Annotated in this window: 12 protein-coding genes; 6 read left to right on the forward strand and 6 right to left on the reverse strand. The window is 40.7% G+C overall.

Annotated elements, in window-relative coordinates:
• Nucleotides 1-7: 7 nt before the first annotated feature.
• The 5 genes from G9371_RS15025 to G9371_RS15045 form a co-directional block, all read right to left on the reverse strand.
• Complete coding sequence (locus tag G9371_RS15025) at nt 8-868, reverse strand: patatin family protein (RefSeq protein ID WP_004745961.1); 861 nt, start codon at nt 866-868, stop codon at nt 8-10.
• Nucleotides 869-883: 15 nt separating this feature from the next.
• A complete protein-coding gene (locus G9371_RS15030; protein ID WP_001280986.1) occupies nt 884-1,138 on the reverse strand; it encodes a hypothetical protein in 255 nt (84 codons plus the stop codon).
• Nucleotides 1,139-1,302: 164 nt separating this feature from the next.
• Nucleotides 1,303-3,438, reverse strand: a complete 2,136-nt coding sequence (locus G9371_RS15035; RefSeq protein WP_029424635.1) for a 3-hydroxyacyl-CoA dehydrogenase NAD-binding domain-containing protein — start codon at nt 3,436-3,438, stop codon at nt 1,303-1,305.
• Between the two features lie 18 nt (nt 3,439-3,456).
• Nucleotides 3,457-4,662: an acetyl-CoA C-acetyltransferase gene (locus G9371_RS15040; protein ID WP_001287642.1), complete on the reverse strand. Its 1,206-nt coding sequence runs from the start codon at nt 4,660-4,662 to the stop codon at nt 3,457-3,459.
• 170 nt (nt 4,663-4,832) lie between these two features.
• On the reverse strand, nt 4,833-5,843 hold the full coding sequence (locus tag G9371_RS15045) for an AraC family transcriptional regulator (protein WP_000085721.1): 1,011 nt from the start codon (nt 5,841-5,843) through the stop codon (nt 4,833-4,835).
• 210 nt (nt 5,844-6,053) lie between these two features.
• Between G9371_RS15045 and G9371_RS15050 the strand changes: the two genes are divergently transcribed.
• The 6 genes from G9371_RS15050 (at nt 6,054) to G9371_RS15075 (ending at nt 13,863) form a co-directional block, all read left to right on the forward strand.
• On the forward strand, nt 6,054-7,172 hold the full coding sequence (locus G9371_RS15050) for a CaiB/BaiF CoA transferase family protein (protein WP_000205326.1): 1,119 nt from the start codon (nt 6,054-6,056) through the stop codon (nt 7,170-7,172).
• A 155-nt stretch (nt 7,173-7,327) separates the two neighbouring features.
• Nucleotides 7,328-8,560, forward strand: a complete 1,233-nt coding sequence (locus G9371_RS15055) for a carbohydrate porin (protein WP_079377343.1) — start codon at nt 7,328-7,330, stop codon at nt 8,558-8,560.
• 173 nt (nt 8,561-8,733) lie between these two features.
• Complete coding sequence (locus G9371_RS15060; protein WP_001075596.1) at nt 8,734-11,139, forward strand: glucose/quinate/shikimate family membrane-bound PQQ-dependent dehydrogenase; 2,406 nt, start codon at nt 8,734-8,736, stop codon at nt 11,137-11,139.
• A gap of 166 nt (nt 11,140-11,305) precedes the next feature.
• Nucleotides 11,306-12,949, forward strand: a complete 1,644-nt coding sequence (locus tag G9371_RS15065) for a nitrite/sulfite reductase (protein WP_000281766.1) — start codon at nt 11,306-11,308, stop codon at nt 12,947-12,949.
• Entirely contained in the window at nt 12,942-13,427 is a 486-nt protein-coding gene (locus G9371_RS15070) for a DUF934 domain-containing protein (protein WP_000935252.1), read from the forward strand. The genes G9371_RS15065 and G9371_RS15070 overlap by 8 nt, the downstream gene beginning before the upstream one ends.
• 82 nt (nt 13,428-13,509) lie before the next feature.
• A complete protein-coding gene (locus tag G9371_RS15075; protein WP_000457783.1) occupies nt 13,510-13,863 on the forward strand; it encodes a DMT family transporter in 354 nt (117 codons plus the stop codon).
• 42 nt (nt 13,864-13,905) lie between these two features.
• Here the strand turns inward: G9371_RS15075 and G9371_RS15080 are convergent, their stop codons facing one another.
• Nucleotides 13,906-14,349, reverse strand: coding sequence for a VOC family protein (locus G9371_RS15080; RefSeq protein WP_001176580.1), 444 nt, complete (start codon nt 14,347-14,349; stop codon nt 13,906-13,908).
• Between the last annotated feature and the right edge of the window lie 161 nt (nt 14,350-14,510).

The following is a 14,510-nucleotide window of genomic DNA, read 5'->3' on the forward strand; positions in this document are numbered from 1 at the left end:
CTTTGAATTACTTCATCGCATTCCAGTTTTCGATGGCTTGTAAGCCTGTTTCCAAACCAACTTCATAACTGTAACGAAGCTTTTTCGGATTTGTCGTTAAACGCCCTGCCATATTTTTAAGAGGCGGTGGACATACTTCTAAAATTTGCTGTTCTGGGTTACTGCTACGAACAAATTCAACTGAAGCATTATAACGGGCACAGCGGTTACGCAAACTATTTGCAAAACCGTAATGGTGTTTAAAAGCATATTTCGCAAGGAATTGGTCGCTTCGGCTACTGGCTTTAAAATAATTCTTCGGACGAGTACGTAAAACTAATAGCTTTTTGACACCACTTTGCTGAGCCGCCCAGCGAACGGGTAGAGCATCTGCAACGCCGCCATCAAAGTAGGGTTCACCCATAATATCGACCGGATGACGGGTTAAAACTGGAATTGAGCTAGAAGCACGCAGTGCATTTAGCAAATTATCTTTACCAGCACGAAGATACTCAGCATGACCAGTTTTAGCATGCGTCAATACCATATAAAAATCTGGATTTTTGGCAAAAAGGCTCTGTTGATCGAGAGGATGTTCTTGCTCGCCAATTTCCCACATCCATTTTAAATCGAGTAAATCACCACCTTTAAAGAAGCGTTTGTAATCGATAAATTCAGGACGTAGTGAATGATCAATATAGAAGGTTAACGTGCGGCCTTGTTGGCCTGCCAAGTAGTTAGCTACATTGGTCGAACCAGAAGATACGCCCACATATAAACCAAAAGGGTTGAACTGCTGTTGTAGAAAAGCATCAAGTACACCACTGGTAAAGGCACCACGCATGCCTCCACCTTCTACAACCAGTGCATTGCGAGAAAAATCTGTCATTTGAAAAATATCTGATTACTGATGTGAATGCTGATGTTCTTGCATGTCCATTTCAGGCATATTGTCATGCTGAGTTTGCTGATCTGTTGATTTCTCAGCTTTTTGCTGCATTTCATGCTGTTGAGCTTTGCGCTGTGCTCCTGGCATATAGTCAGGCTCATTACTCATTGCTAAATAGAAAAAGCCAAGGAAGATCGCACTTAAAACACCGACGATTAGAACAAATTTCCAGCCTAAAATTGCTGATTCGGAAGAATTTTTATCGGACATAAGGATATCTCGAATGTGCTGTAGAAGCACAGAAATGAAGTCTATTTATAGCATATTTAGGTATAAGGCTGAAATCTTAAAGGTCATAAAGAAAAACCCATATAAATAAAATATATTTATATGGGTAAGGTTTATGCAATTTTTAAATATTCAAGAGCTCTAACTTATTGAATATTTTGCTTCTGCTCAGCTTTAGTTTTTAGTAACGTTGGGGGCGTGAAGCGCTCACCATATTTGGCAGCCAACTCTTCGGCACGTTTTTGTGCCTTATCAATACCATATTGATTTAAGAATTGAATCGCTCCTCCCGTCCACGGGGCATAACCAATTCCAAAAATAGAACCGACATTGGCATCAATCACTGACTCTAATACCCCTTCTTCGTAGCAACGTAGGGTATCTAAGGCTTGTACAAACAAAATACGGTCAATCATATCTTGCTCGGAGATATCATGATCTTTTTGCCAACGGTTTAAGCCTTCCCATAGGTGCTTTTTGCCATTTTCAGGATAATCATAAAAACCTGCGCCAGCAGCTTTACCTTTACGGTTTAATTCATGAATCATGGTATGAATCACTTCATCTACCGGTGTTTTCGGTAACTCTTTGCCTTCAGCTTGTAGTGCCTTACGCGTTTCACTTGCAACATGCTCGGTTAAAGTTAAAGAGACTTCATCTTGAATCGCAAGTGGTCCTACCGGCATGCCAGCTTTCAGTGCTGCCATTTCAATACGCGCTGGATGGACGCCTTCTGCAAGTAAGCGCATACCTTCTTGAATAAAAGTACCAAACACACGACTGGTAAAGAAGCCACGGCTGTCATTGACAACAATTGGCGTTTTTCCAATTTGCTGTACAAAGTCATAGGCTTTGGCAAGTGTCTCTGCGGAGGTATTTTTACCTTTAATAATCTCAACCAACTGCATTTTGTCGACAGGGCTAAAGAAATGCAGACCGATAAATGCTTTATCATTCTTGCTTGCTTGCGCTAAACCTGTAATCGGTAGGGTGGATGTATTTGATGCCATTACACCATTAGGCGCTAAGTATTGTTCGGCTTCTTGAGTGACTTTCGCTTTGAGCTCTTGGTTTTCAAATACGGCTTCAATAATCAGGTCACAACCTTGTAAGTCTTCAGCAGAAGCTGTGGCCGTAATGAGCGATAAAATCTGATCACGTTTTTCTGCCGTCATGCGACCTTGTGAAACACGTTTATCTAGCAATTTCTGAGAATAAGCTTTGCCTTTTTCAGCATTTTCAACAGATACATCTTTAAGGATAACAGGAATGCCTTTAATTGCAGTGGCGTAGGCAATACCGGCACCCATCATGCCCGCACCCAACACGCCCACTTTAGTGGCTTGCCATTTTGCAATATCGGCAGGACGGCTAGCACCCGACTTAATTGCATTTAGACCATGCCAGAAAGTGCCAATCATATTTTTAGAAATTTGGCCTGTTGCTAGTTGAGTAAAGTAGCGAGACTCGATGCGCAAGGCGGTATCGACATCAACTTGAGCACCTTCAACTGCGGCAGCCATAATCGCTTCAGGAGCAGGATAGCAGCCCTTGGTTTTGTCTTTTAACATGGCTGGCGCAATGGCAAGAACTTGTGCAACTGCCGGAGTTTTTGGATCGCCACCCGGAATTTTATAACCCTTCACATCAAAAGGCTGTTGAGATTTTGGATTGGCTTTGATCCAAGCAATCGCTTTATCTAAAAGTTCTTGTTCATTTTCAGCTGTGTCATGAATTAAGCCTAAAGATTTTGCTTTATCGACACCGAACTGCTTACCTTCCATTAAAAATGGGAATGCATTTTGAAGACCAAGCAGACGGACCATACGTACAATACCACCGCCGCCCGGTAGTAAACCTAAGGTAACTTCTGGTAGGCCAAATTTGCTTTTCGGGTCATTGATTGCAATACGGTGATGGCAACTTAATGCGATTTCCCATCCTCCGCCCAGTGCAGTGCCATTTAATGCTGCAACAACTGGAATTCCTAGCGTTTCAATTGTACGTAAATGACCTTTTAGCTTTTCAACCATATTAAAAAAGTCAGTCGCATGTTCTGGCTGAACTTGAATCAGCTCATCTAGGTCACCGCCAGCAAAGAAAGTTTTTTTAGCTGAGCGGAAAATAACACCTGAAAGTTCTGTTTCTGATTTAAGTTTCTGAGTCGCCTCATCAAGCGAGTCACGAAACTCGGCATTCATGGTGTTCGCAGATTGACCTGTTGAATCAAGCGTTAAAATGACAATATTGTCGGCATTTTTTTCGTATTGAATTGCACTCATCTTTTATATCCCTAATTTTTATACGCGTTCAATAATGGTGGCAATACCCATACCACCGCCAACACAGAGCGTCGCTAAACCGCGCTTTTTATCTTGTCGTTCAAGCTCATCAAGTAGTGTGCCTAAAATCATGGCACCTGTTGCTCCTAACGGATGGCCTAAAGCAATCGCACCGCCATTTACGTTGACTTTTTCAGCAGGAACGTTGAGCTCATTAATAAAACGCATAACAACTGCCGCGAATGCTTCATTAACTTCAAATAGGTCAATATCATCAATCGTAAGGCCAGCTTTTTCTAAAGCTTTACGTGCAGCAGGCGCAGGGCCAGTCAGCATAATGGTTGGGTCAGTACCGACTAATGCAGTCGCCAAAACTTTAGCGCGTGGTTTTAAATTTTGTTCTTTCACTGCTTTTTCTGAAGCCAGTAAAACAAGAGCTGCTCCATCGACAATACCTGATGAGTTACCAGCATGATGAACATGATTTACTTTTTGTGCTTCTGGATATTTTTGTAAGGCAACAGCATCAAAGCCCATTTGCCCCATCATTTCAAAACTTGGGTTGAGCTTTGCTAGCCCGTCAAGTGTGGTATTGCCTTTAATAAATTCATCTTTTTCTAAAATCACAACACCTGCGTGATCTTTGACAGGCACAACTGATTGATCGAAATAACCATTTGCTTGAGCTGCCGCTGCTTTTTGTTGTGACTTTACGGCAAAATTATCAACATCTTCTCGGCTATAGCCATCTAAGGTTGCAATGAGGTCAGCGCCGACACCTTGTGGAACAAAAGATGATTTAAGGTTGGTTTCCGGATCTAACGCCCACGGTCCGCCATCAGAACCCATTGGGATACGTGACATTGATTCAACGCCACCAGCAACTACTAAATCTTCCCAACCAGAACGAACTTTCATGGCTGCCATGTTGACCGCTTCTAAACCTGAAGCACAAAAGCGGTTAATTTGCACACCTGCAACATCATCATTCCAGCCCGCTGCAATCGCTGCTGTTTTGGCAATATCACCGCCCTGATCACCAATTGGTGTTACGCAGCCCAGAACAATATCATCTACTTTAGATGTATCGAGTTGATGGCGTTGCTGTAATTCGTTTAATAGGGTGGTGAGTAATGTGATTGGTTTTACTTCGTAAAGAGAGCCGTCTTTTTTTCCTTTTCCGCGTGGTGTGCGAATGGCGTCAATAATATAAGCCTCGCTCATAACAGTTCCTTTTTTTATTACTTAAACTTTGTCGTGTTTTGAGTGTACTGTTTTTAAGAGGGAGTGCAATGACGATAAGCGCACCAGTCAGGTGATGATTTTTGCCAATGGCGATACAAAAAAGCCCAAGTTGAACTTGGGCTAAATGTGAAACTAAAGAGATTTAAAAATTAATGGTAACCATGGAGCTGGCGATATAGACCGGGAGTAACACCGGTCCACTTTTTAAATGCACGGTGGAATGTACTGGTTTCACTAAAACCAACTTGCTGAGCAACATCTTCAAGTGTTAATTCAGGATTGAGTAATAAGTGAATCGCAGCATCTCGGCGTAAAGCGTCTTTCACGCCCTGATAGCTTTTACCTTCGGCAGCTAGGCGGCGGCGTAAAGTTTGCGGAGATAAATACAACATGGATGCAACGTCATTGAGCGTTGGCATTTCTTCACCAATTTGGCTTTTGAGTACTTCACGAATACGTGAAGTCAACGAATTGGTGTTTTTGAATTTTACTAAAAGCTGAGCAGGGGCTGCTTTTAAGAATTCTTCTAATGTTTTTTCATCTTGGCGAATTGGCAAATCAAGATAATCAGCCGCAAAGGTTATTTCGGTACGCGGTGCGTCAAATTGCATAACCGGCGCAAAGAATAAAGCGTCATATTCATCTGCATGTGCAGGACGTGGATAGCTAAAATGAACACGTTCTAATGGTAAGCGACGTTCAATCAGCCATGATGCCAATCCATGCCAGATCATGAGCATACTTTCAGTAATGAAATGATCCGGATCTAATGTTTTTGGAATGAGAGGTACTAAACGTGCTTCGTGTTTGTCACGCTCCAGCGTTACTGACCATTCATCACCAAATAATTTGTAAAATTGAGATGAAAGTTCAAGGGCTTGGCCCAAGGTTTTTGCATGAATAATCAACTGACACATAATGGCAAAAGTGCCCAAACGACGCGGTTGTACATCGAAACCAACGTGTTCGTCTTGTGTGACCATCCATAACATTTTTATAAAACGGGTATATTGTTCTGGTGAGATTCGAGCTTTAGGTTGACGTAATAGTTCCGCTTCGATACCCACATGTGAAAGTAACGTCTCGACATCCATGCCAAGGCGCTTTACGCCTGTCAAAGCCGCATTCACGAAGTGGATGCTAATCGTATCGCGACTCATATTGAATCCTTCAGTCTCTTTGATGTTCACTTTAAATTGACCTAAATGACCGTCTAAAAAAATAAATTGGCGATTTACAACAGTGTAAAAGCACTTTTTACATGTTAAATTGCCGAAATGATCAAGGTAAATGGCTGAACATGACATTGTTTTAGAATATTTGCTTAACTAATATAAAAGAAAATTCGAATAATAGTGGTTAAAAAAACGATGACGACTGCATTAAATGGACTTAAAGTTCTCGATTTCTCGACGCTCTTACCTGGACCTTTCGCCACAATGTATTTAGCCGATATGGGTGCAGAAGTCATCCATATTGAATCTCCATCACGTCCAGACCTCATTCGGATTATGCCGCCCTATGCAAATGGGCAGGCGACTGCACATAGTTATCTAAACCGAAATAAGCAGTCGATCGTTCTCGACTTAAAAGATGCTGCAAGTATTGATCTGATTAAGGCCAAGATTTCTGAGTTTGATATTGTGATTGAGCAGTTTCGGCCAGATGTCATGCGCCGTTTAGGGCTGGACTATGCCACCCTTGCAGAAATTAACCCGCGTTTAATTTATTGTTCAATTACAGGTTATGGCCAAACTGGAAGTTATAAAGATCGGGCTGGGCATGACATTAATTATTTAGCTTTAGCTGGTATTGCTGGGTATAGCGGCCGACAAGATAGCGGTCCGCCACCGCTTGGTATTCAGGTTGCCGATATTGCTGGTGGTTCATTACATGCAGTCATTGCGATCTTGGCTGCTGTAGTTGAACGCAGCCGTAGCGGTATAGGTCAATATATTGATATTTCCATGACGGACTGTGTTGCAAGTCTAAATAGTATGGCAGCTTCAGCCACGCTTGCCGCACAAGTTGAACAGGCTCCCGAGCAGGGGATGCTCAATGGGGGGATTTTCTATGACTATTATATGACGCAAGATGGCCGTTATCTTTCTATCGGTAGCCTTGAACCGCAATTTATGGCAGGTTTGTCTGCAGCACTAGATTTACCTGTGTTATTACAAAAAGGTGCGTCATTAGATGTGCAAGATCGACAGGAAGTTAAGCAAGCCATTCAAGAAAAAATTAAAGCCAAAACATTCAAAGAATGGCATGAAATTTTTGCAAATCTCGATGTTTGTGTAGAACCCGTATTGAGTTTAAGTGAGGCTTTAAATTCACCGTTAGCACAACAACGTGGATGGATTGTGAATGTTCCTTTGCAAAATAATACGCCAGATACAGAACCACAAATTGCATGCCCAATTAAGTTTTCACGTTCGCAAATGCGATATTCCTTTGTAGGTCAAAAACTTGGCGAAGGGCAGTGGTGAGGTTAAGGAGCTATTTCTTATACAGTATGTATTGAAATTATTATCTGAATAATCAATTGATTAACATTTTGAATAATTTCTTTACATAAAATTAGCGTAACCTTTATAAACAAAGACATAAAAGGTTCGTAAACATGAAAACGCATAAATCTTTGATGGTTTCCTGTTTATCCGTTTTATCAATTACTCTTTTTGTTCAGCATGCACAAGCTGCTGCTGCATTTGACCCAAATGGTTCTTGGATGTTGGGTGATTGGAACGGGCAACGTACAGCGTTGCAAGCACAAGGTTATGATTTTTCTTTTGGATATACCGGTGAATATGCCGGTATTTTAGATTCCAAACAAACATCTACACACGGTAGTGCTTATACAGGGCAACTTGCTTTAGGTTCTCATTTGGACCTAGGTAAAATTTTAGGGTGGCAAGATACAGAAGCTCAAATCACATTAACTTATCGTGATGGGCAATCGCTTTCTGAACATTCTCCAGCATTGGCTGGGCACCAAAGTTCTGTTCAAGAAGTGTGGGGCCGTGAACAAACTTGGCGTTTAACAGATTTATGGATCAAGAAAAAATTCCTTGATCAGAAGTTAGATGTTAAAGTGGGCCGTTTTGGTGAGGGTGAAGACTTTAATAGTTTTGACTGTGATTTCCAGAACTTGGCACTTTGTGGTTCACAAGTGGGTAACTGGGTAGGCGATCAGTGGTATAACTGGCCAGTTAGCCAATGGGCAATGCGTGTCAAATATAACTTGCAACCTGATTTATATACACAAGTGGGTGTATATGAATATAACCCTGAAAACTTGGAACGTGGCAAAGGCTTCAACCTAAGTACAGATGGTTCTCACGGTGCAATTATTCCAGCAGAAGTAGTTTGGTCACCTAAATTAGGTGTGCAAAGCATGCCTGGTGAATACCGTTTAGGTTATTACTATAGTACTGCCGATGCCAAAGAAATTGCAGATTCAACTAAAACATCTCATAAGCAGGGTGTTTGGGTAACTGCAAAACAGAAATTATTCCAGCCAGCTGATCAAACTGACCGTGGTTTAACAGGATTTGTGAACCTGACTTTCCACGACTCAGATACCAACAAAGTTGATAACATGCAAAATATAGGCTTAGTCTATAAAGGTTTGCTCAATCAACGTCCTCAAGATGAGTTGGCACTTGGTGTTGCTCGTATCCATATCAATGATGATTGGAGCGATGTTCAAGCCAAAGAATACGACACCGAATATAATACCGAGCTTTACTATGGTATTCATGCCACTAACTGGCTAACTATTCGTCCAAATGTGCAATATGTTCGTCATGTTGGTGCATTAAAAAATGGTGATAACACTTGGGTAGGCGGTATTAAGTTCTCAACTGCATTCTAAGTAATTATTCCGAAAACGGATTGTCGAGGGTTAAATCATTGATTGAAGTATCCTGACCTTCCGTTTTTTTCTTTATGCCTGAATTTTGTTTTAGACGTATTGGTGATGTCATTTTTCTATAAGTTTTTTGGCACATCTTTCCGATAAAAATGATGATTGATAAGAGGTGGTTTATGAATCAACCTTCTTCAAGATCAGGTTTAACGACTTTTACCGTAATTATTATTGGGTTATTGGCGTTATTCCTGCTAATTGGAGGTATTTGGCTCGCTACACTAGGCGGTTCAATTTACTATATTGTAGCTGGAGTCTTACTTCTCATTGTTGCATGGCAACTCTACAAGCGCGCTTCTGCTGCTTTGTGGGTTTATGCCGCATTAATGCTAGGTACTATTATCTGGAGTGTCTGGGAAGTTGGAACAGACTTTTGGGCGCTTGCACCACGTTTAGATATTTTAGGTATTCTTGGTTTATGGTTATTGGTTCCGGCTGTAACTCGTGGAATCAACAACCTTGGATCAAGTAAAGTTGCCTTATCTTCAACTTTAGCAATTGCAATCGTGTTGATGGTTTATTCTATCTTCAATGATCCGCAAGAAATTAATGGTGAAATCAAGACACCTCAACCAGAAACTGCTCAAGCCGTTCCGGGTGTTGCAGAGAGCGACTGGCCTGCTTATGGTCGTACTCAAGCTGGTGAACGTTATTCTCCATTGAAACAGATTAATGACCAGAACGTAAAAGATCTGAAAGTTGCCTGGACATTCCGTACTGGTGATTTCAAAACAGATAATGACTCTGGCGAAACAACCAATCAGGTTACACCAATTAAAATTGGTAATAACATGTTTATCTGTACGGCTCACCAGCAGTTAATTGCGATTGACCCAGCTACAGGTAAAGAAAAATGGCGTTTTGATCCGAAGCTTAAAACGGATAAATCGTTCCAGCATTTAACTTGTCGTGGTGTAATGTATTACGATGCAAACAACACAACTGAATTTGCGACAAGCTTACAAACTAAAAAGTCGACTTCAACTCAATGTCCACGTAAAGTCTTTGTTCCAGTCAATGACGGACGTTTAGTTGCTGTAAATGCTGACACAGGTAAAGCATGTACTGACTTTGGTCAAAATGGTGAAGTGAATTTACAAGAATTCATGCCATATGCTTATCCAGGTGGTTATAACCCAACATCTCCAGGTGTTGTTACTGGTTCAACAGTGGTTATTGCCGGTTCGGTTACCGACAACTATTCAAATAAAGAGCCATCAGGTGTTATCCGTGGATATGATGTAAACACTGGTAAGCTTCTTTGGGTATTTGATACTGGTGCAGCAGATCCAAATGCAATGCCAGGTGAAGGTACAACCTTTGTTCATAACTCACCAAATGCTTGGGCACCTTTAGCATACGATGCCAAACTTGATATCGTTTATGTTCCAACAGGTGTAGGTACTCCAGATATCTGGGGTGGTGACCGTACCGAGTTGAAAGAACGTTATGCGAACTCTATGTTAGCGATTAACGCTTCAACAGGTAAATTGATTTGGAACTTCCAGACAACCCATCACGATTTATGGGATATGGACGTACCGTCACAACCATCTTTGGCAGATATTAAAGACAAATCTGGTAAAACTGTTCCAGCAATTTATGTCTTGACCAAAACAGGTAATGCCTTTGTTCTTGATCGTCGTAATGGTCAGCCAATTGTTCCTGTAACTGAGAAACCAGTTCCACAAACAGTTAAACGCGGACCACAGACTAAAGGCGAGCATTATTCAAAAACTCAGCCATTCTCTGATTTGAACTTGGCACCACAAGATAAATTGACTGATAAAGATATGTGGGGTGCCACTATGCTTGATCAGCTTATGTGTCGTGTGTCATTCAAACGCCTCAATTACGATGGCATTTATACGCCACCATCTGAAAACGGTACTTTAGTTTTCCCTGGTAACTTAGGTGTGTTTGAATGGGGCGGTATGTCAGTTAACCCTGACCGTCAAGTTGCTGTAATGAACCCAATTGGTCTGCCATTCGTGAGTCGTTTAATTCCTGCTGATCCAAACCGTGCGCAAACTGCAAAAGGTGCGGGAACTGAGCAGGGTGTACAGCCAATGTATGGTGTACCTTATGGTGTGGAAATCAGCGCATTCTTATCTCCACTTGGTTTACCTTGTAAACAACCTGCTTGGGGATATGTTGCTGGCGTAGATTTGAAAACTCATGAAGTCGTTTGGAAAAAACGTATTGGTACAATTCGTGACAGTTTACCGAACTTGTTCCAGTTACCAGCTGTAAAAATTGGTGTTCCTGGTTTAGGTGGTTCTATTTCTACTGCAGGTAATGTCATGTTTGTTGGTGCAACTCAAGATAACTACATCCGTGCGTTTAACGTAACGAATGGTGAGAAACTTTGGGAAGCGCGTTTACCAGCAGGTGGACAAGCAACACCAATGACTTATGAAATTAATGGTAAACAATATGTTGTAATTATGGCCGGTGGTCATGGTTCATTTGGTACAAAAATGGGCGACTATTTAGTGGCTTATGCATTACCAGATAACAAATAAAAGTTTGCTATCAAAAAAGCCCGGATTTATCTGGGCTTTTTTTATGTCAATTTAGATTAAAGCTTATCAATAAAACCGTTATTAAATATGCAAAAAAAGCATTTTATTGATGAATAAAAGCTCGCTATGCTATCCGCCTTAATAATGAATCTACTAGCCATACGCCATGTATTTATATACCGATTTCGATCAGCAGCTGATTAATCAACGAGTTGCTCAGTTCCGCGATCAGACAGAGCGCTATTTAGCGGGCAAACTTTCTGAAGATGAATACCGCCCATTACGTTTGCAAAATGGTTTATATGTGCAACGTTATGCACCAATGCTACGTATTGCTGTGCCGTATGGCTTAATGAACTCAAAACAATTACGTAAAATTGCTGAAGTATCAACTCAATATGACCGTGGCTATGCACATGTATCTACGCGTCAAAATATTCAGCTAAACTGGCCTGCTCTTGAAGATGTGCCAGAAATTTTAGCTGAACTCGCAACTGTACAAATGCATGCCATTCAAACCAGTGGTAACTGTATTCGTAACACGACTACTGACCAGTATGCAGGTGTAGTTGCAGGTGAAATTGCTGATCCACGCCCAACATGTGAATTGATTCGTCAGTGGAGTACATTCCACCCGGAATTTGCATTCTTACCACGTAAATTTAAAATTGCCGTTTCTGCACTTGAAGAAAAAGACCGTGCAGCAACAGCATTCCACGATATTGGTGTGTATATCGTGCGTAATGAAGCAGGCGAGATGGGCTACAAAATCATGGTGGGTGGTGGTTTAGGCCGTACTCCGATTATTGGTAGTGTCATTCGCGAGTTTTTACCACGTGAAGATTTAATTGCTTATTTAGAAGCAGTTTTACGTGTTTATAACTTACATGGCCGTCGTGATAACAAGTATAAGGCGCGTATCAAAATCTTGGTTAAAGCATTAACGCCTGAAGTATTTGCACAGAAAGTTGAAGCTGAATTTGAACACACACGTGAAACATTAAAAATTCAGCCAGAAATCTTGAAAAAATTAGACGAAGAGTTCACTCCGTTTGATTATCAAGATTTAGAAGATGAAGACTTTACAGCTTTATTTGCTGAGCATCCAAAATTCAAACAATGGTTCAATATCAATACGCATGCACATAAAGTAAAGGGCTATCGTATTGTTACGATTTCTTTAAAACGTGCAGGCATCGCACCGGGCGATATGACCACTGAAGAAATGAACTTCATTGCAGATCTCGCTGATAAATATACGTTTGGTGAACTTCGTACGACTCACGAACAAAACATTGCTTTAGCAGATGTACCTCAAAAAGATTTGTTCGATGTATGGCAAGCGCTTGAACAACACAACATGGCTCGTGCGCATATCGGCTTTATTACCGATATTATTAGCTGCCCGGGTGGTGATTTCTGTTCACTTGCAAATGCGAAATCAATTCCTATTGCTGAAGCGATTACACGCCGTTTTGAAGATTTAGATAAAGTTTATGATCTTGGTCATTTAGACTTAAATATTTCTGGCTGTATGAATGCTTGTGGTCACCACCACGTGGGTAACATCGGTATTTTAGGTGTAGATAAAAAAGGTGCTGAGTTCTATCAAATTACATTAGGTGGTAATTCAGACCATGATGCTTCAATTGGTGACATCTTAGGACCATCATTTGCAGCAGAAGCCGTGCCTGATGTCATTGAAGAAGTATTAAATACGTATCTTGATTTACGTACTGAAGGTGAGCGTTTCGTTGATACATATCGCCGTGTAGGAATTCAACCATTTAAGGAGCGTGCATATGCTTAATACAGCTCTACCTGTGCTTTATAAAGATGGTACGATTGCAGATAATACTTATCAAATCATTGCTGAAGATGGTGTGATTCCTCAAGGTGATGTTGTTGTAACAACAGCTCAACTCGATCAATTAGCTAACATTCAAGGTAAAAAAGCTTTGTATGTGACTGTGAACGATTCACCAGAAGATCATACATTTCCATTAAGTGAACTTGATGCAATTTTTATCGAGTTCGCAGGTTTCGGAGATGGGCGAGGTTATTCATTCGCTGCATTATTACGTCGCCAAGGTTTCCAAGGTGAACTACGTGCAACAGGTGATGTATTTAAGGATGTCTTAAATTATTTAAAACGTTCAGGTTTTGATAGTTTTGTCATTAAAGAAGGTAAAGATGTGCAAGAAGCTGCTGCTGGTTTGCAAGACTTTACTCATCCTTATCAAGCTTCAACAGCTGTGCCAAAAGCAAGTTATCAAACTGGTGCTTAAATAGCTTCTAAGTGAAAAGGCTGAACTCAGGTTCAGCTTTTTTTATAAATAATTTTTTAAATAAATGAATTGAAGAATAAGAATGTTCGCTTTAATTTCAAAAATAAATCCTGGCGCTTGGTGGTTAATATTCGCTATTGCGACGGATGTACTTTCAACCTTTTATTCAGCTAAAGGCAATGGATTAGTTAATAAAACTGCTCAGGGGATTGCTCTAGTTTTGTATATTATCTCTTTTGCATGTGCTGCTATTGCTTTGAAATATATGCAAGCTGGAATTTTATATGTGTTGTGGTCTGGGGTGGGGGTATTGGCGACCGCTTTTCTCGCAAAGATTTTTCTTGGGCAAAACATTGATGTCGCAGGATGGATTGGGATTGGTTTTATTACAGTCGGCTTAATGATTATTGCGCAATACTCTAATATCGATGTTTAAAGCCCTTATAGAAACATTGAGATCTCTATAAGGGCTAAAGATTTAAGTATCTAACTGGCAGTTAACCATCCACTTGACACCAAATTGATCAGTAAAAGCACCATATAAAGCGCCCCAGAACGTTTTTTCTAGTGGCATTTCAATTTTGCCATTTACAGATAAGGCATCAAAAAGTTGTTTTGCCTTTTCTTGCTCATCTTTTTCAAGGTTAATTGCAATGTAATGATTATTGCCCTGAGTAAATACACTATTTGGTGTACAGAATTGATCAATGACATCTGATGCCATGAGTACAGTGTATTCGTTAATCGGCAGGGAAACATGAAGCACTAAATTTTTTTGAGCTTCCGATAACGTGACACCGTCATGAGGCGGCATATCGCTATAGCGGCTCAGCATGGCAAATTCACCGCCGAATACTGATTTATAAAAATTAAAAGCTTGCTCTGCCTGGCCTTGAAAATTGAGATAGTGATTGAGTTGCATTGTTATTGTCCATTGTTGTTTTCATTTAGAAGAATAAGTTAAAACGGAAAAGAGATTTTGTGGGTCATTTTTTGTAGTTTTTTCCTCTGTACACGACAAATTTCATAGGACCCTTGTCCTATCAGGCTTTTTCTTTCTTAAAATTGCTAGCACTTTCTTAA

It is taken from the genome of Acinetobacter sp. EKM10A (genome assembly GCF_011075215.1).
Classification (GTDB): Bacteria; Pseudomonadota; Gammaproteobacteria; order Pseudomonadales; family Moraxellaceae; genus Acinetobacter; species Acinetobacter baumannii.